Source organism: Albimonas sp. (assembly GCF_055129145.1).
This window is the reverse complement of sequence record NZ_JBSRTQ010000004.1, coordinates 40,921-60,192: the sequence shown is the minus strand read 5'-3', so window position 1 is coordinate 60,192 and position 19,272 is coordinate 40,921. Positions and strand designations below refer to the sequence as shown.

General features: G+C 70.5%; 17 protein-coding genes. 12 read left to right on the top strand and 5 right to left on the bottom strand.

What is annotated here, in order from left to right:
• The first annotated feature begins 1 nt into the window (after nucleotide 1).
• Together ACTB72_RS01555 and ACTB72_RS01550 are read left to right on the top strand one after the other, a co-directional pair.
• A complete protein-coding gene (locus ACTB72_RS01555; RefSeq protein ID WP_463035218.1) occupies nucleotides 2-1,429 on the top strand; it encodes an amidase in 1,428 nt (475 codons plus the stop codon).
• The gene (locus tag ACTB72_RS01550) at nucleotides 1,426-2,958 is read left to right on the top strand and encodes a M81 family metallopeptidase (RefSeq protein ID WP_463035217.1); all 1,533 of its coding nucleotides are present in this window, start codon (nucleotides 1,426-1,428) and stop codon (nucleotides 2,956-2,958) included. The genes ACTB72_RS01555 and ACTB72_RS01550 overlap by 4 nt, the downstream gene beginning before the upstream one ends.
• Before the next feature lie 42 nt (nucleotides 2,959-3,000).
• On the opposite strand, the gene ACTB72_RS01545 is transcribed toward ACTB72_RS01550, so the two are convergent.
• Together ACTB72_RS01545 and ACTB72_RS01540 are read right to left on the bottom strand one after the other, a co-directional pair.
• Nucleotides 3,001-4,263, bottom strand: coding sequence for an NAD(P)/FAD-dependent oxidoreductase (locus ACTB72_RS01545; RefSeq protein ID WP_463035216.1), 1,263 nt, complete (start codon nucleotides 4,261-4,263; stop codon nucleotides 3,001-3,003).
• Nucleotides 4,264-4,265: 2 nt separating this feature from the next.
• Nucleotides 4,266-4,610 carry a RidA family protein gene (locus ACTB72_RS01540; protein WP_463035215.1) on the bottom strand — a complete coding sequence of 115 codons (345 nt, stop codon included), beginning with the start codon at nucleotides 4,608-4,610 and terminating at the stop codon, nucleotides 4,266-4,268.
• A 193-nt stretch (nucleotides 4,611-4,803) separates the two neighbouring features.
• Between ACTB72_RS01540 and ACTB72_RS01535 the strand changes: the two genes are divergently transcribed.
• Nucleotides 4,804-5,811 carry a zinc-dependent alcohol dehydrogenase family protein gene (locus tag ACTB72_RS01535; RefSeq protein ID WP_463035214.1) on the top strand — a complete coding sequence of 336 codons (1,008 nt, stop codon included), beginning with the start codon at nucleotides 4,804-4,806 and terminating at the stop codon, nucleotides 5,809-5,811.
• 52 nt (nucleotides 5,812-5,863) lie between these two features.
• On the opposite strand, the gene ACTB72_RS01530 is transcribed toward ACTB72_RS01535, so the two are convergent.
• Nucleotides 5,864-6,625 carry a DeoR/GlpR family DNA-binding transcription regulator gene (locus ACTB72_RS01530; protein WP_463035213.1) on the bottom strand — a complete coding sequence of 254 codons (762 nt, stop codon included), beginning with the start codon at nucleotides 6,623-6,625 and terminating at the stop codon, nucleotides 5,864-5,866.
• A 381-nt stretch (nucleotides 6,626-7,006) separates the two neighbouring features.
• Between ACTB72_RS01530 and ACTB72_RS01525 the strand changes: the two genes are divergently transcribed.
• The 8 genes from ACTB72_RS01525 to ACTB72_RS01490 all read left to right on the top strand — a co-directional run bounded on the left by ACTB72_RS01525 (nucleotide 7,007) and on the right by ACTB72_RS01490 (nucleotide 14,593).
• The gene (locus ACTB72_RS01525; protein WP_463035212.1) at nucleotides 7,007-8,095 is read left to right on the top strand and encodes an ABC transporter ATP-binding protein; all 1,089 of its coding nucleotides are present in this window, start codon (nucleotides 7,007-7,009) and stop codon (nucleotides 8,093-8,095) included.
• A 14-nt stretch (nucleotides 8,096-8,109) separates the two neighbouring features.
• Complete coding sequence (locus ACTB72_RS01520) at nucleotides 8,110-9,198, top strand: ABC transporter ATP-binding protein (protein ID WP_463035211.1); 1,089 nt, start codon at nucleotides 8,110-8,112, stop codon at nucleotides 9,196-9,198.
• Between the two features lie 62 nt (nucleotides 9,199-9,260).
• On the top strand, nucleotides 9,261-10,139 hold the full coding sequence (locus tag ACTB72_RS01515) for a carbohydrate ABC transporter permease (protein ID WP_463035210.1): 879 nt from the start codon (nucleotides 9,261-9,263) through the stop codon (nucleotides 10,137-10,139).
• Nucleotides 10,136-10,945: a carbohydrate ABC transporter permease gene (locus tag ACTB72_RS01510; protein WP_463035209.1), complete on the top strand. Its 810-nt coding sequence runs from the start codon at nucleotides 10,136-10,138 to the stop codon at nucleotides 10,943-10,945. Before ACTB72_RS01515 ends, ACTB72_RS01510 begins: the two co-directional genes overlap by 4 nt.
• Nucleotides 10,946-10,952: 7 nt before the next feature.
• A complete protein-coding gene (locus ACTB72_RS01505) occupies nucleotides 10,953-11,210 on the top strand; it encodes a hypothetical protein (RefSeq protein ID WP_463035208.1) in 258 nt (85 codons plus the stop codon).
• Complete coding sequence (locus ACTB72_RS01500) at nucleotides 11,210-11,482, top strand: DUF2160 domain-containing protein (protein WP_463035207.1); 273 nt, start codon at nucleotides 11,210-11,212, stop codon at nucleotides 11,480-11,482. Before ACTB72_RS01505 ends, ACTB72_RS01500 begins: the two co-directional genes overlap by 1 nt.
• Nucleotides 11,483-11,562: 80 nt before the next feature.
• Complete coding sequence (locus ACTB72_RS01495; RefSeq protein WP_463035206.1) at nucleotides 11,563-13,272, top strand: ABC transporter substrate-binding protein; 1,710 nt, start codon at nucleotides 11,563-11,565, stop codon at nucleotides 13,270-13,272.
• A gap of 184 nt (nucleotides 13,273-13,456) precedes the next feature.
• Nucleotides 13,457-14,593, top strand: coding sequence for an iron-containing alcohol dehydrogenase (locus tag ACTB72_RS01490; protein WP_463035205.1), 1,137 nt, complete (start codon nucleotides 13,457-13,459; stop codon nucleotides 14,591-14,593).
• Nucleotides 14,594-14,597: 4 nt separating this feature from the next.
• Here the strand turns inward: ACTB72_RS01490 and ACTB72_RS01485 are convergent, their stop codons facing one another.
• Both ACTB72_RS01485 and ACTB72_RS01480 read right to left on the bottom strand, forming a co-directional pair.
• Nucleotides 14,598-15,293, bottom strand: coding sequence for a GntR family transcriptional regulator (locus ACTB72_RS01485; protein ID WP_463035204.1), 696 nt, complete (start codon nucleotides 15,291-15,293; stop codon nucleotides 14,598-14,600).
• Between the two features lie 123 nt (nucleotides 15,294-15,416).
• Nucleotides 15,417-16,655, bottom strand: a complete 1,239-nt coding sequence (locus ACTB72_RS01480) for an aminotransferase class III-fold pyridoxal phosphate-dependent enzyme (protein ID WP_463035203.1) — start codon at nucleotides 16,653-16,655, stop codon at nucleotides 15,417-15,419.
• A gap of 280 nt (nucleotides 16,656-16,935) precedes the next feature.
• Between ACTB72_RS01480 and ACTB72_RS01475 the strand changes: the two genes are divergently transcribed.
• A complete protein-coding gene (locus tag ACTB72_RS01475; protein WP_463035202.1) occupies nucleotides 16,936-19,206 on the top strand; it encodes a penicillin acylase family protein in 2,271 nt (756 codons plus the stop codon).
• Nucleotides 19,207-19,272: the final 66 nt, after the last annotated feature.

Sequence of the window (19,272 nt, the reverse complement as noted above, 5' to 3'; positions counted from 1 at the left end):
CATGACCGACCTCTGCGACCTCGACGCCGTCGAGGCGCGCGCCCTGATCGGGCGCCGCGCGATCACGCCGGTCGAGCTGCTCGACGCCTGCCTCGCGCGCATCGACGCCGTGAACCCCGCGCTCAACGCCATCACCGCCATGTCGCGCGACCGGGCCAAGGCCGAGGCGGTGGCGGCGACGGCGGCGGTGGCCGAGGGCCGCCCGCTCGGCCTGCTGCACGGGCTGCCCATCGGCATCAAGGACTTGCAGGAGACGGAGGGGCTGCGCACCACCTTCGGCTCGCCGCTTTTCGCCGACCATGTGCCGACGGCGGACGAACGGATCGTGGCCGCCGTGCGGGCCGCGGGCGCCATCGTGGTCGGCAAGACCAACGTGCCGGAATTCGGCGCGGGCGGGAATTCGACCAACCCGGTCTATGGCGTCTCCGGCAACCCGTTCGATCTGGAGCGGACCTGCGGGGGATCTTCGGGCGGCTCCGCCTCGGCGCTGGCCGCCGGCATGGTGCCGCTCGCCACCGGGTCCGACACCGGCGGATCGCTGCGCACCCCGGCGGCGTTCTGCGGGATCGTGGGGTTCCGGCCGTCGCCGGGCTTGTCGCCCATGGATCGCAAGGGGTTTGGATACGCCCCGATCTCGGTGCATGGGCCGATGGGGCGCACGGTCGCCGACACCGCGCTGCTGATGCAGGCCATCGCGGCCTATGATCCGCGCGACCCGCTCTCGGTTCCCTTGGGCGAGGCGTTCTCCCCTCCCCTGCCCGTGGACCTCGCGTCCCTGACCGCCGCGATCAGCCCCGATCTCGGCTTCGCCCCCGTCGAGCCCGCCATCCGCGCGCGGTTCGAGGAGGTGATACTAACCCTCGCCCCCGCCTTCGCGCGGGCGACGCGCGCCGACCCGCCGCTGGAAAACGCCGACCGGATCTTCGACATCCAGCGCGCCTTGCAATTCATCGCCTCCCACGGCGACCGGCCCGCTGCCGAACGCGCGCTGCTCGGCCCCAACATCCTCGAAAACCTCGAACAGGCCGAGACCTTCACCTTCCGCGACGCCGCCTGGGCGCAGGGGGCGCATACCGCGCTCTACCGCCGCTTCCTGGGGTTCATGGAGGCGCATGACATCCTCATCGCCCCCGCGGTCGGCACGCCCCCCTTCGCGCATGCGACGCTGGCGCCGATGACGCTCGGCGGTCGGCCGATGCGGACCTATTTCCACTGGCTCGCCATGGCCTACGGGCTGACGCTGACCGGGCATCCCTGCATCGTGCTGCCCTGCGGGCTGGATGCGGACGGCCTGCCCTTCGCCATCCAGCTCTGCGGACGCAAAGGGGGCGACGCGCGCCTGCTGGCCGTTGCGCAGGCGGTGGAGGCGCAGCTGGCGGCGCTCGGCCTCGGGCGCCCGGTTCCCGACCTCGAAAGGCTCCGCTCATGACCCGCCCCAAGTCCCGGCGCGTGCTTTCCGCCCAGATCGCGCATGAGACCAACACCTTCTGCGTCCTGCCGACCACGCTCGAAAGCTTCGCCAGCCGCATGATGCTGGAGGGCGACGCCATCCCCCCCGCGCTTCGCGGCACGCGCACGGAAATCGCCGCCCATCTCGACGCCGCGGACCGGCTCGGCTGGACCCTGACGCAACCCATCGTCGCCAACGCCACCCCCTACGGGAAAGCGACGGCGGAGGCGTGGGACGCGCTGCGCGGCAAGCTCTTCGCCGCCGCCGAGGGCCGGACCTATGACGGCGTCCTGCTCGCCTTGCATGGCGCAATGGTGACCGAGACCGAGGACGACGCCGAGGGCGCCCTGCTCGAGGGCCTGCGCGACCGGCTGGGCGGCGGCGTGCCCATCGCCATCACCCTCGACCTCCACGCCAACGTCACGCCGCGGATGGCCGCGCTCGCCGATCTGATCCTGCCCTACCGCACCTATCCGCATATCGACCAATACGAGACCGCCGCCCGCGCCGCCGACCTTTTGGAGCGCGCAATGGCCGGCGAAATCGCGCCGAAGGTTATCCGCCTGCAGGGCCCGATGCTCGACGGCTGCAACCATGGCCGCACGCAAGGCGGCCCGATGTCGGACTTCCTGGAGATGGCCGCGGCGATGGAGGCGGCGAACCCGGCGCTTCTGTCGGTCGACATCTGCGCCGGCTTCACCCAGTCCGACATCGCCGAGGCGGGGCCGAGTTTCCACGTCTCCTACGACGCCGCAGTCGAGGGGGCCGAGCCCGCCGCCCGCGCCGCCGCGATGACGATTTACGAAGCCGCCTGGCGCCGCCGCGCCGAGCAGACGGTGGAGATCCTGTCCCTGCCCGAGGCGATGGCGCTGGCCACCGCCCCCTCCGACGACCCGCGCCCGCTGGTGATCGCCGACTTTTCCGACAATCCCGGCTCGGGCGCTTATGGCGACGGGGTGCGGTTGCTGGAGGCGTTGATCGAAGCCGGGGCCGAAAACGCGCTCTTCGGGGTGATGACCGACCCGGTCTCGGCGGCGGAATGCCATGCGGCCGGATTGGGGGCGGAGGTCGCGCTGACGCTTGGCGCGCGCCGCCATCCCGAAAGCTACGGACCGCCGGTGGCGCTGACCGGCCGCGTCATCGGCCTGTCGGACGGGGATTTCACCTGCGAAGGGCCGATGCATGTCGGCGTGACCATGGCGATGGGGCCCTCGGCGCTGGTCGAGGCGGGGGGCGTGCGCGTCGCGATTTCGACGAACGCGCTGCAGGCCTGGGACCAGCAGATGTTCAAGGTGCTGGGCGCCGAGCCCGCCGCCCACGAAGTGGTCGCGGTGAAATCCGCCCACCATTTTCGAGCCGCGTTCGAGCCGATGTCGCGCCGGGTGATTTTGGCGGACAGCGGCGGGCTCGCGACGCATGACCATGCCAAGGTGCGCTTCCACAAGCTGCGCCGCCCGATCTGGCCGCTGGACGAATTTTCGGACACGCCCCCCGTGCCGGTGGGCTGAGGCGGGGCGCCGGGCCTCGCGCCCGGCGCGCCCCGCCCCCCGTCAGGCGAAGCGGCGCGAGGACGGGGCCAGCGCGTCGAGCACCGCGTCTTTCTCGCCCGCCATCGCCCGCACCAGCAATTCCGCGGAGACCGGGCCCTGGGTGAACCCCTGGTGGCCGTGGCCGAAATCGAACCAAAGGCCCTTGTGGCGCGGCGCTTCGCCGATCATCGGCAGCATGTCGGGCAGGCAGGGGCGCACGCCCTTCCAGGGCTCGTTCTCCACCGGGGCGCCGATGTCGAAAAGCTCGGCGGCCCCGGCTTCGGCGCGCAGGAGCTGCACGGGCGTCGCGGGGGCGTCGTCGGCGGTCAGCTCCGCCCCGGTCAGGATCCGCAGCCCGGCCCGCATCGGCGACAGCACGGCGGAATGATCCGCATCCATCAACGGCAGGACCGGCCCGGCCTCGCAGCGGTGATGGCGGTGATAGCCGCGCTTGCGCACCATGGCGACGCGGTAGCCGAACCCCGCCAGCAGCGCCGGCGACCACGGGCCCAGCGCCACCACCACGTCGGGGGCGGCGACCGCGCCATGTTCGGTGATCACCTTCCAGCCGGCGCCGTCCGCGGTCAGGCTGGCCGCGTCGCCGGAAACCAACGCCCCGCCGCGGGCGACGAAGAGCTCCGCGTAAGCCCCGGTCAGCCCGCCGGGATCCGAGCAGGTCCAGGCCCTGTTCCATTGCACCGCGCCGGCCATGCGCCGCTTGATGTTGGGTTCCGCCGCCGCCAGCGCGTCGCCGTCGAGCACCGTCGAATCCACGTCGTAATCACGCGCGAGCCGCTCGGTCTCGCGCACCTCGGCGTCGAGCTTCTGCTGGGTCCGGTAGATCTGGCGGAACCCCTCGCGGCGGATCAGGGCGTCGGCGCCCGAGGCCTCGATCAGGGGGGCGTGGGCGGCGGTCGACCCTTCCGCCAGCACCCGATAGGTGGCCGAGATCGCCCGGTGCTTCGAGGTCCGCGAGTTGAAAAGATAGCGCAGCAGCCCCGGCAGATGCCCGGGCATCGCGGCGAGGTCGTAGTTGAGCGCGTTGTCCCGCTTCAGCCCCATCCGGATCAGGGTGCGCAGGTTCAGCGGCAGGGCGTAGGGCTCCACCGCCTCGGCCTGGATGATGCCGGCGTTGCCGTAGGAGGTCTCGCGCCCCGGCAGGCCGCGGTCGACCAGCGTGACGGCGCGGCCCGCCGCCTGCAGCGCCAGAGCGGCGGCGACGCCGACCATGCCGGCGCCCAGAACGATGACCTCCGCGCCGTGTCCTTCCCCCGCCCCGGCCACGCTCAGCGCGCCTTGGCGATGACGGTGATCTCGACCTTGGCGTCGATCATCAGGCCGCATTCGATGGTGGTGCGCGTCGGGTAGGGTTGCGGAAAGCGCGCGGCGTAGACCGCGTTGAACGCGGCGAAATCGGCGCGGTCGGTCAGGTAGCAGGCGGCGGAGACGACGTCCGTCAGGTCCAGCCCCTCGGCCGCCAGCGTCGCCGCGATGCGGTCGATGGCGTTTTCGGTCTGGGCCGCGACGCCCTCGGGCAGGGTCCCGTCCGGGCCGAAGCCGAGTTCGCCGGACAGATGCACGGCGTCGCCGAGGCGGCGGAGCTTGGACAACGGGGGCGTGGGCATGGACATGAGGCGATTCCTGAGGCGGGAAAGAGGCTTGCATGAGGCGCCCGCGTTCCCTCGCAGTCAATGAAACCAGGGCGCGCGCGCGGGATGGTCGCGGGGCGCGGGCGGAGGGGGCATGGCCTCGCCCCGCCCCTCGGTGCATCCTGCGCGCCGATCCGGCCCGGCACGCGGGCGACGACAGGGAAGGCGAGCGATTATGCGACAGATCACCCTCAGGGCCCCCGGCGGGCTGGAGAACCTCGTTCTGGCCGACGCGCCCGACGCCCCCCGGCCGGGCCGTGGCGAGATCCGGGTGCGGATCCGGGCGAGCTCGCTCAACTACCACGACCTGATGGTCGCCACCCGGCCCGACGGCGCCGCGGACGGCCGGATCCCGATGTCCGACGGGGCCGGAGAGGTCGAGGCCGTGGGCGAGGGCGTGACCGAATTCGCGCCCGGCGACGCGGTGGTCTCGTGCTTCTTCCCTGACTGGCAGGACGGGGCGGGCGTGCCCAGCGACTTCGCCCGCGTGCCCGGCGACGGCATCGACGGCTATGCGCGCGAGGCGGTGACCGCCCCCGCCACCTGGTTCACCCGCGCCCCCGCCGGCTGGAGTCATGTCGAGGCCGCCACCATCACCACCGCCGGCCTGACCGCCTGGCGGGCGCTGGTGGTGAATGGCGGGCTGAAGGCGGGCGACGTGGTGACGGTGCTGGGGACGGGCGGCGTCTCGATCTACGCGCTGCAGATCGCGCGGGCGATGGGCGCGACGGTGATCGCCACCTCCTCCTCCGACGAAAAGCTGGAGCGGGCGCGCGAGCTGGGCGCGGCCCATGCGATCAACTACCGCGAGACGCCGGACTGGGGGATGAAGGTCCGCGAGCTGACCGGCGGGCGCGGCGCGGATCATGTCATCGAGGTCGGCGGCGCCGGGACGCTGGCCCAATCCATCGCGGCGACGCGGGTGGCGGGCCATATCTCGCTGATCGGCGTGCTCACGGGGCGGGCGGGAGAGATCCCGACCGGCCTGCTCATGGCCCGCCAGCAACGCCTGCACGGCCTGATCGTGGGCAGCCGTCGCCACCAGCAGGAGTTTGTGAGGGGGCTCGAGGCGACGGGCATCCGCCCCGTGATCGACCGGGCCTTCGGGCTGGAGGGGCTGGCCGAGGCCTTCGCCCATCAGGCCGCCGGGCGTCATTTCGGAAAAGTCTGCCTGGAGTTCTGAGGCCGCAGAGCGCGTAGGGCGGGCGCGAGCCCGCCTTCCGTCCCCGCCCCGCTCACCCGCAGACCCGCACCTCCGCCCCCCATTCGGCGCAGCGCGCCGCCAGCTCCGGCTCGGGCGCGCGGTCGGTGTAGAAGGCGTCGACCTGGGCGAGCGACGCGATGCGCACCGGCGCGCGGCGGTGGAATTTGGTGTGGTCGGCCACCAGCCGCACTTGCCTGGCCTGGGCGACGATCATGCGCGAGGCGCGGACCTCCTCCAGATCGAAATCCAGCAGGTCCCCGCCCGCATCCAGCGCCGAACAGCCGATCACCGCGATGTCGAAGCGGAAACGCTCGATCCCCGCCGCGGTCAGGTCGCCGACGAGGCCGCCGTCGGACCGGCGCAGGCGGCCGCCGGTCACCACCACTTCGCAATCGGGGTTCTCCGCCAGGATGTTGGCGACGTTGAGGTTGTTGGTCACCACCATCAGGTTGCGATGGCCCAGCAGTTCGCGCGCCATCGCCTCCGTCGTGGTGCCGATCGAGATGAACACCGACGCCCCGTCCGGCAGATCCCGCGCGCAGGCCCGCCCGATGGCGGCCTTGGCCTTCTGGTTGAGCGCGCGCCGCGCCTCGTAGCCGATGTTCGACACGCCCGAGGGCAGCACCGCCCCCCCATGCACCCGCGCCAGCCGCCCCGCCTCGGCCAGCTCCGCCAGATCGCGGCGGATGGTCTGCACGGTGACGTCGAAGCGGGCGGCCAGGTCCTCGACGGTCACCTTGCCTTCGACGCGCGCGATTTCGAGGATCTCGGGGTGGCGGAAGGTCTGGGCCATGCGACGGGTTCCGGTTGAGGGAGCACGGGAGGGCGGCGCATCTGGAGATGCGCCGAAAATCGCGCGGAAGCGAATATTTTCGCGCGCGCATCGCAAGTTTCGCACAGCGAAACCCGAGCGCGCAAGCCCCTCCATGGCCACTTAATATCCTGCATCCCCTACGTCAGAAACGCATTTCAAGGACCGAAAGAATTCGAACATGCGTGATTGACGCAGGCGGTCGAGTCATGCCCTGTTGGAGGTCAAGAAAACAACTCCAGGGAGGGTAAGCATGACGGTTCCGCCAGCCGTTCGCGCCGCTTGCGCGCCGGGCGTCCTCGCCGCCGACGTCGCGACCCTCCGCGCGCCCCGCCCCGCCAGGCCGCGCGCCGGGGGGGCGCGATGACCCTGACGCTCGACGGCGTGGCCAAGACCGTGGCGGGCCGGCCCCATATCCATCCCACCGACCTGACCCTGACCCCCGGCACCATGAACGTGCTGCTCGGGCCGACGCTTTCGGGCAAGACTTCGCTGATGCGGCTGATGGCCGGGCTCGACGTCCCCTCCTCCGGGCGGATCCTGTGGGAGGGGCGCGACGTCACCGGCATGCGGGTGCAGGACCGGCAGGTCGCCATGGTCTACCAGCAGTTCATCAACTACCCCTCGATGACGGTCTACGACAACATCGCCTCGCCCCTGCGCCTGCAGCGCCGGCCCGCGGCGGAGATCGACCGCGCCGTGCGCGACACCGCCGCGATGATGAAGCTGACCCCGATGCTCGACCGCCGCCCGCTCGAGCTCTCGGGCGGCCAGCAGCAACGCTGCGCGCTGGCCCGGGCGCTGGCGAAGGGCGCGGGCCTCGTGCTGCTGGACGAGCCGCTGGCCAATCTCGACTACAAGCTGCGCGAGGAGCTGCGCATCGAGATCCCCCGCATCTTCGAGGAGTCGGGCGCCATCTTCGTCTACGCCACCACCGAGCCGGAGGAGGCGCTGCTGCTCGGCGGCAAGGTCGCCACGCTCTGGGAAGGGCGCATCACCCAGTTCGGCCCGACGCCCGACGTCTATCGCCGCCCGGCCGACGCGGTGACGGCGCGGGTGTTTTCGGATCCGCCGATGAATTTCGTTTCGGTGGAGAAGCGGGGCGGCGAACTGGTCTTCGAAGGCGGCCGCGCGGTCCCGGCCGCGGGCGGCTTCGCCGGCATCCCCGACGGGCGCTATTCCGCGGGCTTCCGGCCCAACCATCTGGAGCTGACCTCCGACGCCACAGCCGCGATCCCGTTCGAGACGCATCTGGTGGTGACCGAGCTGACCGGGTCGGAGACCTTCGTGCATCTCGACCATGCCGGCGCCCGCTGGGTGGGGCTGATGCACGGGATCCATGACCTCGCCATCGGGGCGCCGCTGACCGTGTGGCTCGACCCCGCGCATGTCTACCTCTTCGCCCCCGACGGGCGGCTGGCCGCCCCCGCCGCCTACGCCGCGGCGGCCTGAGGGGGGAACCGGACATGGCCAAGATCACCCTCGACAACCTCGCGCATTCCTACCTCGCCCGGCCCCGGGGGCCGGAGGACTACGCCCTGCAACAGCTCGACCACGACTGGGCGGACGGGGAGGCCTACGCCCTGCTCGGCGCGTCGGGCTGCGGAAAATCCACGCTGCTCAACATCATCTCGGGGCTGCTGCGCCCGTCCCAGGGGCGGATCCTCTTCGACGACGTCGACGTGACCGACGCGCCGACGGCCGCGCGCAACATCGCCCAAGTGTTCCAGTTCCCCGTGGTCTACGACACCATGACGGTGCGCGAGAACCTCGCCTTCCCGCTGCGCAACCGCGGCGCCGATCCCGCCTATATCGCCGAACGGGTGGCGCGCATCGCCGCGATGATCGGGATGGAGGGGGAGCTGAGCCGCAAGGCCCGCGGGCTGACCGCCGACGCCAAGCAAAAGATCAGCCTCGGCCGCGGCATGGTGCGCGAGGACGTGAACGCGCTGCTCTTCGACGAGCCGCTGACCGTGATCGACCCCCACATGAAATGGGAGCTGCGCACCCAGCTGAAATCGCTGCATCACGAGTTCGGCCACACCATGATCTACGTGACCCACGACCAGACCGAGGCGCTGACCTTCGCCGACAAGGTGGTGGTGATGCATGAGGGCCGCGTGGTCCAGATCGGCACGCCCGAGGCGCTGTTCGAACGCCCCGCCCACACCTTCGTCGGCTACTTCATCGGCTCTCCCGGCATGAACCTGCTGCCGGCGGAGGTCGAGGGGCGCGTCGCCCGCGTGCCCGGCGGGACGGTGACGCTGGGGGCGGCCTATCGCGGGCTGACCGGCAAGGTCGAGATCGGGGTGCGCCCGGAATACGCCCGGCTCGGCCCCGACGACGGCTCGGGCGCCGGCCTCCCCGCCCGCATCCGCCGGGTGGAGGACGTGGGCCGCCACAAGATCGTGCGGGCCGAGGTCGAGGGCCGCGAGGTCAACGTGATCGCGCCCGAAGACGCGGTGCTCGGGCCCGACCTCACCCGCCTGCATTTCGATCCCGCCCATGTGAACGTCTACGCCGACGACTGGCTTGTCGAGGGCGCGGCGGCCTGACCGGCCGGCGCGTCTGCGAACCGCCCCGCCCGCCCCCGGAACCACCGAGAGGAAGCGCCCCGATGAACGACAAGACGGTCAATCAGAAGGCCTGGCTGCTGGTCCTGCCGGTGCTGGCGCTGGTCGCCTTTTCGGCGGTGATCCCGCTGATGACCGTGGTCAACTACTCGGTGCAGGACACGTTCGGGAACAACCAGTTCTTCCCCGCCGGGCTGGAATGGTTCCGCGAGCTGCTCGCCTCCGACCGCATGTGGAACGCGCTGGGCCGCCAGATCGCGTTTTCCGCGATCATCCTCGCCATCGAGGTGCCGCTGGGCGTGCTGATCGCGCTCAACATGCCCAAGAAGGGCTTCTGGGCAAGCTTCTGCCTGGTGCTGATGTCGCTGCCGCTGCTGATCCCGTGGAACGTGGTCGGCACGATCTGGCAGATCTTCGGGCGGGTGGACATCGGGCTGCTGGGCTGGACGCTGGCGCGGCTCGGCGTCGACTACAACTACACCCAGGATTTCTACGCGGCCTGGGCCACGGTCATCGTGATGGACGTGTGGCACTGGACCTCGCTGGTGGCCCTGCTGGCCTATGCCGGGCTGCAGTCGATCCCGGACGCCTATTACCAGGCGGCGCGCATCGATCAGGCAAGCCGATGGGCGGTGTTCCGCTTCATCGAACTCCCCAAGATGGCGGGCGTGCTGATGATCGCCATCCTGCTGCGCTTCATGGACAGCTTCATGATCTACACCGAACCCTTCGTGGTCACCGGCGGCGGCCCCGGCAACGACACCACGTTCCTCAGCATCGACCTGGTGAAGATGGCGCTCGGCCAGTTCGACCTCGGCCCGGCGGCGGCGTTCTCCCTGATGTATTTCCTGGTGATCCTGCTGGTCAGCTGGGTGTTCTACACCGTGATGACCTCGCTCGACGCGCGGGAGGGCCGGAAATGACCCGCGTTCGTCCCGGCGCCCTGATCACCATGACCCTCTACCTCGTGTTCCTGATGCTGCCGATCTACTGGCTGGTGAACATGAGCCTGAAGACCAATGGCGAGATCCTGTCGACCTTTTCGTTGTGGCCTGACGACCTGACTTTCGCCAACTACCGCACGATCCTCACCGACCCGAGCTGGTACATGGGCTACGTCAACTCGTTGATCTACGTGGTGATGAACACCGCCATCTCCATCGCCGCCGCCCTGCCCGCGGCCTACGCCTTCTCGCGCTACCGGTTCCTCGGCGACAAGCACCTGTTCTTCTGGCTGCTGACCAACCGCATGGCCCCGCCGGCGGTGTTCGCGCTGCCGTTCTTCCAGCTCTATTCCTCGGTCGGCCTCTTCGACACCCACATCGCGGTCGCGCTGGCGCATTGCCTGTTCAACGTGCCGCTGGCGGTGTGGATTTTGGAAGGCTTCATGCGCGGGGTCCCGAAGGAGATCGACGAGACCGCCTATATCGACGGCTATTCGTTCGGGCGGTTCTTCCTGCGGATCTTCATGCCGCTGATCGCGAGCGGAATCGGGGTCGCCGCGTTCTTCTGCTTCATGTTCAGCTGGGTCGAGCTGCTGCTGTCGCGCACCCTGACCTCGGTCGACGCGAAGCCGATCGCGGCGACGATGACCCGCACCGTGTCGGCCTCCGGCCTCGACTGGGGCGTGCTGGCCGCGGCGGGGGTGCTGACCATCCTGCCGGGCGCCTTGGTCATCTGGTTCGTGCGCAACTACATCGCCAAGGGTTTCGCCCTCGGGCGCGTATAGGAGTTGAATGAAAATGAAACTTGTCTCGCTGACCGGATACACCTGCACTTGCACGCAAAAAACGAAAGACACAGACGGACTTGAAAACGAATTGCTGATCGAAGGGATCCAAAAAATCAATCAGATGGCCGCCCGATGGATAGAAATTCACCCTTCAGATATGACTATCCAGTTTGTATTTAGCGAAAGCGATGAACTCGTAGTTTCATTTTTGGACAGCGGCGAATTCGAAGAATTCTGCAAACACGTGGGCGAGATCACCTAATGGCATGGATGGCCTGGACCACCGAAACGGCGATCTTCTTCGGCGGCATCGCCACGCTGCTGATCGTCTTCACTTTTCTCGCCATCCGGTTCCCTGAGACGCCCCGCCAGGGCGTGCTGGGGATCGAGACCACGCGGGGCGACCGGCTGTTCATCACGCTGCTCGGCTCCGCCTTCATCAACCTGGCCTGGCTGGCGCTGTCGGGGCTGCCGCAGCCCTGGGCGCTGGCGGTCTGCCTGATCTACGCGGCGGTCGTGTTCCGCTGGGTATGAGACCGAGGCCCCGGCCCGTCGTGGGAGCGGCGGGACGGGGCTGTCGACCAAAGACGCGATCCAACAGGGAGGAAGAAACCATGCCGCTTTCACTCAGATCCACCACCGCGCTGGCGCTGGCCATCGGCTTGCTCGGCGCCCCGGCCCAGGCCGACATGGGGGCCGCGAAAGCGTTCCTCGACGCCGAGATCGGCGAGCTCTCCAGCCTGCCCCGCGCGGACCAGGAAGCCGAGATGCAATGGTTCGTCGACGCGGCCAAGCCCTTCGCGGGCATGGACATCCGCGTGGTGTCCGAGACCATCGCCACCCATGAATACGAATCCAAGGTGCTCGCCCCCGCCTTCGAGAAGATCACCGGCATCAGGATCACCCATGACCTGATCGGCGAAGGCGACGTGGTCGAGAAGCTGCAGACCCAGATGCAGTCGGGCGAGAACATCTACGACGCCTATGTCAACGACTCGGACCTGATCGGCACCCATTGGCGCTATCAGCAGGCCCGCAGCCTGACCGACTGGATGGCGGACGAGGGCAAGGAGGTCACCAGCCCGACCCTCGACCTCGCCGACTTCATCGGGACCCAGTTCACCACGGGCCCTGATGGCGACCTTTACCAATTGCCCGACCAGCAGTTCGCCAACCTCTACTGGTTCCGCTACGACTGGTTCACCGACCCCGCGATCATGGCCGAGTTCAAGGAGAAATACGGCTACGACCTCGGCGTCCCGGTCAACTGGTCGGCCTATGAGGACATCGCCGAGTTCTTCACCGGCCGTGAGATCGACGGCCAGAAGGTCTTCGGCAACATGGACTACGGCAAGAAGGACCCGTCGCTCGGCTGGCGCTTCACCGACGCCTGGATGTCGATGGCCGGCATGGGCGACAAGGGCGAGCCCAACGGCCTGCCGGTCGACGAATGGGGGATCCGGGTCAACGAGAAGTCCCAGCCCACCGGGTCCTGCGTGGCGCGGGGCGGGGCGACGAATTCCCCCGCCGCGGTCTACGCGATCGAGAAATACGTCCACTGGCTCAAGAACTTCACGCCCCCCGCCGCGGCCGGCATGACCTTCTCCGAGGCGGGGCCGGTGCCCTCCCAGGGGACCATCGCCCAGCAGATGTTCATGTACACCACCTTCGTGCCCTCGCTGGTCGAGGACGGGCTGCCGATCATGAATGACGACGGCACGCCGAAATGGCGCCTCGCGCCCTCGCCGCATGGCGCCTATTGGGAAGAGGGGATGAAGATCGGCTACCAGGACGTGGGCTCCTGGACGCTGATGAAGTCGACGCCGGCGGACCGGGCCAAGGCCGCCTGGCTCTACGCCCAGTTCGTCACCTCCAAGACCGTGGACGTGAAGAAATCCCATGTCGGGCTGACCTTCATCCGCGAGTCCTCGATCCAGGACGAAAGCTTCACCGAGCGCGCGCCCAAGCTGGGCGGTCTGGTGGAATTCTACCGTTCTCCGGCGCGGGTCGCCTGGTCGCCGACCGGGACCAACATCCCCGACTATCCCAAGCTGGCGCAGCTGTGGTGGCAGAACATCGGCGACGCGTCGTCGGGGTCGAAGTCGGCGCAGGAGGCGCTCGACAGCCTCTGCGCGCAGCAGGAGCGGGTGCTGGAGCGGCTGGAGCGGGCCGGCATCCAGGGCGATCTGGGCCCGAAGCTGAACGAGGAGAAGGGCGCGGACTACTGGCTCGCCCAGCCCGGCGCGCCGAAGCCGAAGCTGGCGAACGAGGATCCGGAGCCGATGACCGTCTCCTATGACGAGCTGATCCAGTCCTGGAAGTGAGCGGGGCCTGATCGGCGCGCGAAGGCGGAGGCCGCGGGCATGTCCCGCGGCCTCCGTCGTTTCGGGCGCCCTCCGCAACCCGCCCCGACCGCGACCCCGCGTCCGGTCGCGTCCGGGCCCGGGTCTCGGGCAGGGTCCGCCCGCGATCAGCCCCACGCACCCCCCGACCGAAGGGAGCCCCGCCATGACCTCGTTCTCGTTCCTCACCGCGCAGGAGATCCGCTTCGGGCGCGGAACCGCCTTGAGCGTCGCCGAGGCCGCCGCCGGTTTCGGCGCCCGCGCGCTGCTGGTCCACGGCGCCGCCGCCGCCCGCGCCGACTGGCTGGCCGAGGCGATGGACGCTCAGGGCCTCGCCGTCGCCCGCTTCGCCTGCCCGTCCGAACCCGACATCCCCCTGATCGAGGCCGGCGTCGCCGCGGCCCGCGCGCATGGGGCGGAGGTCGTCGTGGCGCTCGGCGGCGGGGCCGCGATCGACGCGGGCAAGGCCATTGCGGCGCTGGCCCCCGCCGGCCGGCCGATGATGGATCACCTCGAAGTCGTCGGCCGCGGCCTGCCGCTGGAAGTCGCGCCGCTGCCCTTCCTCGCCCTGCCCACGACCGCCGGCACCGGGGCGGAGGTGACGAAGAACGCCGTGATCCTCGCCCCCGACAGCCGCCGCAAGGTGTCGCTGCGCGATGCGCGGATGCTGCCCCGCCTCGCCATCGTCGACCCAGGACTGACCGACGGCACGCCTCGCGCGGTGACCCTCGCCAGCGGGCTCGACGCGGTGACCCAGGTGATCGAGCCCTATCTTTCGAGCCGCGCCAACCTGATGACCGACGCGCTCTGCCGCGACGCGATCCCGCGCGGACTGCAGGCGCTGGCCGCCCTGATGGCGGGCGAGGACCCCGACGCGCGCGACGCGCTGGCCTGGACCAGCCTGTGCGGCGGGCTGGCCCTGGCGAATTCCGGGCTCGGCGCGGTGCACGGGCTCGCCGGCGTGATCGGCGGCATGGCGCCTTGCGCCCCCCATGGCGCGGTCTGCGGGGCGCTGCTGCCCCATATCCTCGCCGCGAACGAGGCCGCGGCCCCCGCCTCCCCGCGGTTCGCCGAAGTGCGCGGCTGGATCGCCGCGGCGCTCGGCGGCGGGGCGAAGGAGGCGCCGTTGACCCTCGCCGCCTGGGCGCGGGCGCAGGGGCTGCCGGGCCTGGGCGCGATGGGACTGGCGGCGGACGAGCTCGACGCCATCGCCGAAGCCTCCGCCGCCTCGTCCTCGATGAAGGCCAACCCGGTCGCCCTGCCCGCCGCCGCCCTGGTCGCGGCGATGCGCGCCGCCTGGTAGGCGTTCAGGGCCTGTCGTCGGCGTCCTGCATGTGGCGCACGAGGTTGCGCCCACCCTCCAGCAGGTCCTGGCGGATCGCGGCGCGCAGCAGATAGCCGTCGCGGGCGCGCAGCGCGTCCAGCACCAGCTCATGCTGGTGACGGTCGGCATAAGTGGGGGGCGCGTCGGGATAGAGCTCCGACAACAGCGGCCCGATCCGGATCCACAGCGATTCCAGCACCGAGATCAGCGTCGGCATCGACGACCGCCAGTAAAGCCCGAAATGGAAGTCGAAATTCGCCTCGAGCGCGGTCTGCCAGTCGCCGGTGGCTTCGGCATGGACCAGGCGGGCATGGGCGGCGGCGAGCTCGTCGATATCCTCGGGCCGGATATGAGGCAGCGCCCGCTCGGCGGCCAGCGGCTCCAGGTTCAGGCGGATCTCGCGGATTTCGATGTATTCGGCGAGCGTCGCCCGCCGGACCCGGACGTAGTGGCGCGGCTTGATCTCCACCGCGCCCTCATGCGCGAGCTGGACCAGCGCCTCGCGCACCGGCGTCTCCGAGGTGCCCATCGAGGCCGCGAGCTCGCGGATCTTGAGCCGCTGGTTGGGCTTCAGATCGGCGCGCATCAGCGCGGTGCGCAGCCGGCCGTAGACCTGGGCCGACAGGCTCTCGGCGTCGGACGCATCGTCCTGGATCGGGAAGGCGACGGGGGCGGTCATCGGGTCGGCGCGGCCTCGCAGGCTGATCGGGTCCGGGGGCGCGCCCGCGCCGCCGGTCGGGAGGCGTGTCGTTATCAGCAAGCGGGGGCCGGGTCGACGGGAAGCTGACGCGGGGATCGCCGGTCAGCGGCGGCCCTTCGCCAGCGCCGCGAAAGCGCCGTCGGTGGCGTCGAGCGCCGCGTCGATGTCGGCGTCGCGATGGGCGGTGGACAGGAACATGTTGTGGCGCGGGTGCAGGTAGACGCCGCGCTTCAGCGCCTCCTGGCAGAAGGCCACGCCCAGCGCCGCGTCCACGTCGCCCTCGAACTGCACCAGCGGCATCTGCGGGGGGCCGGACTGGATCAGCGCGAAGCCGTGGCGCGCCGACTGCTCGGCCAGGCCCTCGCGCAGGCGGAGGCCGACGCGCTTCATCACCGCCGGGCCGTCGAGCGCCACCAGTTCGTTGATGGTGGCGACGGACGCGGCCATCGCCGCGCCGCCATACCAGAACGATCCGGTGACCAAGACCTGGGAGGCCGCGTCGCGCCACCGGTCCCCGCCGGTGATCGCCGAGATCGGCCAGCCGTTGCCGATGGCCTTCGACCAGGCGCTCAGATCCGGCGCCACGCCCAGCGGCGCCCAGCTGCCGCGCAGGTCGAGCCGGAAGCCCGCGCGCACGTCGTCGAGGATCAGCGCCGCGCCCTCCCGGTCGCAGATCGCGCGCGCCGCATCGGCAAACGCCTGCGTCGGCGCTTCCAGCGGCACGCCCGAGTCGTGCCGGAAAGCCGAGACCATCACCGCCGCCAGATCCCCGCCCGCGGCCTTCGCCGCGGCCTCGAGCGAGTCGGGGTCATTGAATTCGTAGGTCGCGAGATGCGCCCGATCCTCCGCCGTGACGCCGACCAGCGAGGGCGAGCACCACGGCACCGCGCCGTGATAGGCGCCGCGCGCCATCAGCACCTTGCGCCGCCCGGTGGCGGCCCGCGCGATGGTCACGCAGCCGGTGGTGGCGTCCGTGCCGTTCTTCTGGAACATCGCCCAGTCGGCATGATCGACGGTCTTCACCATCAGCTCGGCCAGGATCACCGCGTGTTCGGTCGGGCCGTCGAGGCAGTCGCCGGCCTCGATCTGGGCCAGGGCCGCGGCCTCCACCTTCGGATGCCTGCGGCCCAGCACGATGGGGCCCCAGGAGCACATGAAGTCGATGTAGTCGCGCCCGTCCACGTCGCGCACCCGGCAGCCGTCGCCGCCCGCGAAGAACTGCGGATAGCCGGCCGGGACCGCCGCGGCGCGCATGTGGCCCCACATGGCCCCGGGGATGACCTGCGCCGCGCGGTCGCGAAGGGCCTGGTCGGCGGAGCGGTTGGCGAGGTCGTTTTGCATCGGAACCTTCGGGGCTGAGCGGCGGAGAGGCGCGGGTCTGATCGGCCATTTGATATATCACCATTCCCCGGGCTGCGACGGAAATCAACGTGGAATTGTTGAGAGGTCCGGCAATCCCCCAATCAAGACCTGAATCGAGACTGAATTCGCCCGCGAATTGGCCAAGGGCAAATCTATTCCACGCTTGACAGCACGGCCTCATCGCCCGTTTGATATATCATCAAGGCGGCCCAGACCCCGCCCGCGCCCCCTCCACGAACGCCAGCCGGAGCCTCGCCCGATGCCCATCTCCGCCTCCGACATCCGCGTTCCCGGCCTCTCGGCCCCGGTCGAGGTGCTGCGCGACGCCTGGGGGGTTCCGCATATCCGCGCCGCCAGTCTCGACGACGCCTTCTTCGCCAACGGCTATGTCCACGCCCAGGACCGGCTCTGGCAGATGGATGCCGCGCGGCGCCGCGGGGTGGGGCGCTTCGCGGAATGGGGCGGACCGGCGGCGGCGCCGCTCGATATCCTGACCCGGCGTCTGGATGCGGAGGGGGTGTCGCGCCGCGACCATGCAGCGCTCTCGCCCGCCGGCGCCGCGATGACCGAACGCTACGCGGCCGGCGTCAACGCCTTCATCGCGCAAGGCGATCTGCCCGTGGAATACGGCCTGCTCGGCGCCGAGCCCGAGCCGTGGGAGCCCTGGCACTGCGTCGCGGTCATGCGTCAGCGCGGGCTCCTGATGGGCTCGATCTGGTTCAAGCTGTGGCGCGCCGCCGCCCTGCGCGCCGTGGGGCCGGAGGCGGTTCCCCTGCTGCGCTACGACGACGGCGGGATCGAGCGCTTCGTGGTCCCCCAGGACGAACAGGCCGAGCGCTGGCTCGCCACGCTCGCCGACCTCAAACCCGCGCTCGACGCGATGGCGGAGATGGCCGCGCCCGACGCCACCGTCGCCGGTTCCAACAACTGGGCGATCGACGGGCGCCACACCGCATCCGGCAAGCCGATGGTGGCGGGCGACCCGCACCGGGCCTTCGAGATCCCGGGCATGTACACCCAGATGCATCTGACCTGCCCCGAATTCGACGCGCTCGGCTTCTCGGTGCCCGGCGTGCCCGCCTTCCCGCATTTCGGCCATTCCGAGCGGGTGGCCTGGTGCGTCACCCACGCCTTCGCCGACATCCACGACCTTTATGTGGAGCGCTTCGACGCCGCGGACCCGACCCTCTGCGCCACCCCCGACGGCTACGCGAAGGTCGCGATGCGGGAGGAGGTTGTGAAGGTCCGCGGCGCCCCGGATCAACGCGTGCGCATCACCATCACACGCCACGGCCCCCTGATTGTCGGCGAGCCCGAGGACGGCCACGCCATCGCGCTGCGCTCGATCCAGACCGAGGAGGGCGACCGGTCGCTCGACTGCCTGCTTCCGATGCTGCGCGCGAAGGATCTGCCGAGTTTCTACGAGGCGACCCGCGGCTGGGGGGTGATCGACCACAATCTGGTCGGGGCGGATGTGGAGGGACGGGTCGGCGTCTCGATCCGCGCGGTGATCGCGGAGCGGGACCGGCTGAACGGCTGGCTGCCGGTGCCGGGCTGGACCGCCGACCATGACTGGCGCGGGCTGGTGCCGTTCGAGCGGATGCCCCGTGCGATCGACCCAGAGGGCGGCCGGATCGTCACCGCCAACAACCGCCCCGTGCCCGACGACTGGCCCGACTATTTCGCCACCGATTGCCACCCCACCACCCGCGCCGACCGCATCGTCGCGCTGCTGGCGGGGCTGAAGCATGCCGAACCGCAGGACATGGCGGAGATCATGCGCGACACCCGCTCCGCCCCCGCCATCGCCATCGCGGCGCGGCTGGCGGCGGTGAAGACCGAGGATCCGGGCGCGCAGCGGTTGCAGGCGCTGCTGGGCGCCTGGGACGGGCGGATGGATCTGGGGCTGGTGGCGCCGACCGCCTATACGCTGGTCCGGCAGGAGCTGACGCGGATCTTCGCGCGCCGCTCCGGCCTCGACGCCATCGCGCAGGATCCCGTCGCCGCGGTGGCGCCCGGGGTGCCTTGGCTGGTGCAGGCCTGGTGGGCGCTGCCCAACCTGCTGCGCGACGACGACGTGACGTTGCTCGACGGCGCCTCCTGGGAAGATCTGATGGCGGAGGCGCTGGAAACGGTCGGCGCCGGGCCCGCCCCGCGCCCCTGGGCCATCGCCCATCAACCCACCTTCGCGCATCCGCTCGCGGCCCTCTTCCCCGACCGGGCGGCCGAGCTCGCCCCCCGCGCCGATCCGGTATCGGGGGACGGCGACTGCGTCTGCGCCATCGGGGCGCTGGCGACCCTGGGCACGGCGGCGGTTTACGGGCCGGTGGCGCGCTATGTCTTCGACCTCGGCGACTGGGACCGCAGCCGCTGGGTGGTGTTCCATGGCGCCTCAGGCCATCCCGGCGACCCGCATTACGACGACCAGAACCCGCTCTGGTCCCGCGGCGCGCTGATCCCCGCGCCCTACAGCCGGGCCGCGGTCGACGCCCATGCGGTCGCCTCCGTCACCCTGACGCCGGGAGGATAAGCGCCGCCATGTCGCCGCATCCGCCCCGCCGAACAGGTCCATAGCGTTTCACGGGCATCCGCCCGC

Bases quoted from the DNA above. Each gene is read 5' to 3' on its own strand.
- ACTB72_RS01555 (WP_463035218.1), top strand. From the start codon at position 2: ATGACCGACCTCTGCGACCTCGACGCCGTCGAGGCGCGCGCCCTGATC.
- ACTB72_RS01550 (WP_463035217.1), top strand. From the start codon at position 1,426: ATGACCCGCCCCAAGTCCCGGCGCGTGCTTTCCGCCCAGATCGCGCAT.
- ACTB72_RS01540 (WP_463035215.1), bottom strand. From the start codon at position 4,610: ATGTCCATGCCCACGCCCCCGTTGTCCAAGCTCCGCCGCCTCGGCGAC.
- ACTB72_RS01535 (WP_463035214.1), top strand. From the start codon at position 4,804: ATGCGACAGATCACCCTCAGGGCCCCCGGCGGGCTGGAGAACCTCGTT.
- ACTB72_RS01530 (WP_463035213.1), bottom strand. From the start codon at position 6,625: ATGGCCCAGACCTTCCGCCACCCCGAGATCCTCGAAATCGCGCGCGTC.
- ACTB72_RS01525 (WP_463035212.1), top strand. From the start codon at position 7,007: ATGACCCTGACGCTCGACGGCGTGGCCAAGACCGTGGCGGGCCGGCCC.
- ACTB72_RS01520 (WP_463035211.1), top strand. From the start codon at position 8,110: ATGGCCAAGATCACCCTCGACAACCTCGCGCATTCCTACCTCGCCCGG.
- ACTB72_RS01515 (WP_463035210.1), top strand. From the start codon at position 9,261: ATGAACGACAAGACGGTCAATCAGAAGGCCTGGCTGCTGGTCCTGCCG.
- ACTB72_RS01510 (WP_463035209.1), top strand. From the start codon at position 10,136: ATGACCCGCGTTCGTCCCGGCGCCCTGATCACCATGACCCTCTACCTC.
- ACTB72_RS01505 (WP_463035208.1), top strand. From the start codon at position 10,953: ATGAAAATGAAACTTGTCTCGCTGACCGGATACACCTGCACTTGCACG.
- ACTB72_RS01500 (WP_463035207.1), top strand. From the start codon at position 11,210: ATGGCATGGATGGCCTGGACCACCGAAACGGCGATCTTCTTCGGCGGC.
- ACTB72_RS01495 (WP_463035206.1), top strand. From the start codon at position 11,563: ATGCCGCTTTCACTCAGATCCACCACCGCGCTGGCGCTGGCCATCGGC.
- ACTB72_RS01490 (WP_463035205.1), top strand. From the start codon at position 13,457: ATGACCTCGTTCTCGTTCCTCACCGCGCAGGAGATCCGCTTCGGGCGC.
- ACTB72_RS01485 (WP_463035204.1), bottom strand. From the start codon at position 15,293: ATGACCGCCCCCGTCGCCTTCCCGATCCAGGACGATGCGTCCGACGCC.
- ACTB72_RS01480 (WP_463035203.1), bottom strand. From the start codon at position 16,655: ATGCAAAACGACCTCGCCAACCGCTCCGCCGACCAGGCCCTTCGCGAC.
- ACTB72_RS01475 (WP_463035202.1), top strand. From the start codon at position 16,936: ATGCCCATCTCCGCCTCCGACATCCGCGTTCCCGGCCTCTCGGCCCCG.